Raw genomic sequence first — 2,147 nt, 5'->3', positions numbered from 1 at the left:
CTCTCGACGCTCTACAGCTGGCAGGCTCGGTTCAAGGCCGAGGGGTTGCTCGGGGAGGAGTCAGCGCGGACGTTCGTGCGCGTCGAGCCATCGGCACCGGTGCCGACGCCTGGCCCGGGGACCGGCGCGCACCGGCTCGCGTTCCCCAATGGCCTGGTGCTCGAATGGCAGGGTGCGGCGGACCTACGCCTGATCGGAGAGTTGCTGCGCTTGGAGGGCAGCCCGCCATGATGCGCCCTGCGGCGGACCTGCCGCGGGTGTATCTGTGCCGCGCGCCGGTGGACTTTCGCAAGGGCATGCGCTCGCTGGCGGTGCTGGTGGAGCAGGCGCTGGGTCATGACCCATTCGCCAAGACGCTCTACGTGTTCACCAACCGCCGACGCGATGCGGTGAAGTGTTTGTACTGGGAGCGCAACGGCTTCTGTCTGTGGCACAAGCGCCTGGAGCAGGCGCGCTTCAAGTGGCCGCGGCATCTCGACGGGGCAGTGATCGCGCTCGACGGGCAGCAGCTCAACTGGCTGCTCGACGGCTACGATCTGCGCGCACTGACCCCGCACAAGGCGCTGTTCTACAAGACGGTTCTATAGCAGGATCAACAGCTTAAGCTGTCTCTCACGGGGCTTTTCGGGTAGGCTTTCCGTATGCCTGCCCGCGCCCTGAACGCCGCCGATCTGCCCGACGATGTCGATGCGCTGAAGGCGCTGGTGTGCCGGCAGATCGAGCGCGAGCAGCATCTGGAGCACGAGCTGGCGCTGGTGCGCGAGAAGCTGAACCTAGCCCTGGCCAAGCGCTTCGGGCGCTCCAGCGAACAGGTGCCCGCCGCTCAGCTGGGGCTGTTCAACGAGGCCGAGCAACTCGCCGAGTCCGCGGACGCCGACACGGCACCGACGGACGATACGGCAACCGAGATCGCCGTCCCCGCCCACACCCGTCGCCGCGGTGGCCGCAAGCCGCTGCCGGAGTCCCTGCCGCGGGTGCGCATCGAGCACGACCTGCCGGAGGCGGAGAAAACCTGCACCTGCGGCTGCCAGCTCACGCGCATCGGCGAGGACATCAGCGAGCAGCTCGACGTCATCCCCGCACAGGTGCGCGTGCTGCAACATGTGCGCGGCAAGTACGCCTGCAAGGCATGCGAGGACACCATCGCCACCGCGCCGCTGCCGGCGCAGCCGATTCCAAAAAGCAACGCCTCCCCCGGGCTACTGGCGCACATCGCCATTGCCAAGTATTGCGATGCGCTGCCATTGGCGCGCCAGGAGCAGATCTTGGCGCGCGCCGGCATCGACCTGCCGCGCGCCACCACCGCACGCTGGATGATCCAGCTCGCCGAGCTGATCACGCCCCTCATCGAGCGGCTCAGTGCGTGCTTGCTGGCCTACGACATCCTGCAGATGGACGAGACCCGCATCCAGGTCAACAAGGAAGCGGATCGAGACCCTGCCAGCCAGTCGTATCTCTGGGTGCAACGCGGCGGGCCGCCTGGCGAGCCCGTCGTCCTGTTCCATTACGAGCCCTCGCGCGGACAACAGGCCGCAGCGGATCTGCTCGAAGGCTACCGCGGCTGGCTGCAGGCCGACGGCTATGAGGTCTATGGCACCATCGCCGCGCAACGCCCCGAGATCCGTCTCATCGGCTGTCTTGCCCATGCGCGCCGAAAGTTCCACGAGGCGCACATCGCCCAGGGCAAAAAGCGCAAGGCCGGGAAAGCGAAGCAGGCCCTGGACTTCATCGGCCAGCTCTACGGCATCGAGAAGCGCCTCAGGGACAAGACGCCCGAGCAGCGCCACGCCGAGCGAGCCCGCAAGGCCAAGCCCATCTGGGAGCAGTTCCGCCTCTGGCTCGATCAGGCCCTGCCCGAGGTGCCGCCCTCCACACTCACCGGCAAGGCGCTCGCCTACCTGCACAACCAGTGGCCGAAGCTCATCGGCTACCTCGACGACGGCCGCCTGGAGATCGACAACAACGCCTGCGAGCGCGCCATCCGTCCCTTCGTCATCGGCCGGCGCAACTGGCTGTTCGCCGACACCCCCGCCGGCGCCACCGCCTCGGCGCGACTCTACGCGCTGATCGAGACCGCCAAGGCCAACGGCCACGAACCCTACCGCTACCTGCGCCACCTGTTCACCGAACTGCCCAAGGCCACAACC

At 67.7% G+C, this 2,147-nt stretch carries 3 protein-coding genes; all 3 read left to right on the top strand.

The window, feature by feature from the left end:
* The coding region (locus I6U14_RS00595) for a hypothetical protein (RefSeq protein ID WP_296896017.1) at positions 1 to 231 on the top strand (231 nt) is incomplete at its 5' end.
* Positions 228 to 587 carry an IS66 family insertion sequence element accessory protein TnpB gene (gene tnpB, locus I6U14_RS00590; protein WP_296896015.1) on the top strand — a complete coding sequence of 120 codons (360 nt, stop codon included), beginning with the start codon at positions 228 to 230 and terminating at the stop codon, positions 585 to 587. The genes I6U14_RS00595 and tnpB, both read left to right, overlap by 4 nt.
* 54 nt (positions 588 to 641) lie before the next feature.
* Positions 642 to 2,147, top strand: a 1,506-nt coding sequence (locus I6U14_RS00585; RefSeq protein WP_296896013.1) for an IS66 family transposase, incomplete at its 3' end; no start/stop codon positions are given.

Source organism: Thiohalocapsa sp. (genome assembly GCF_019695415.1).
Classification (GTDB): Bacteria; Pseudomonadota; Gammaproteobacteria; order Chromatiales; family Chromatiaceae; genus Thiohalocapsa.
The sequence above is the reverse complement of the archived record's forward strand: the minus strand, read 5'-3'. Positions and strand labels throughout refer to the sequence as shown.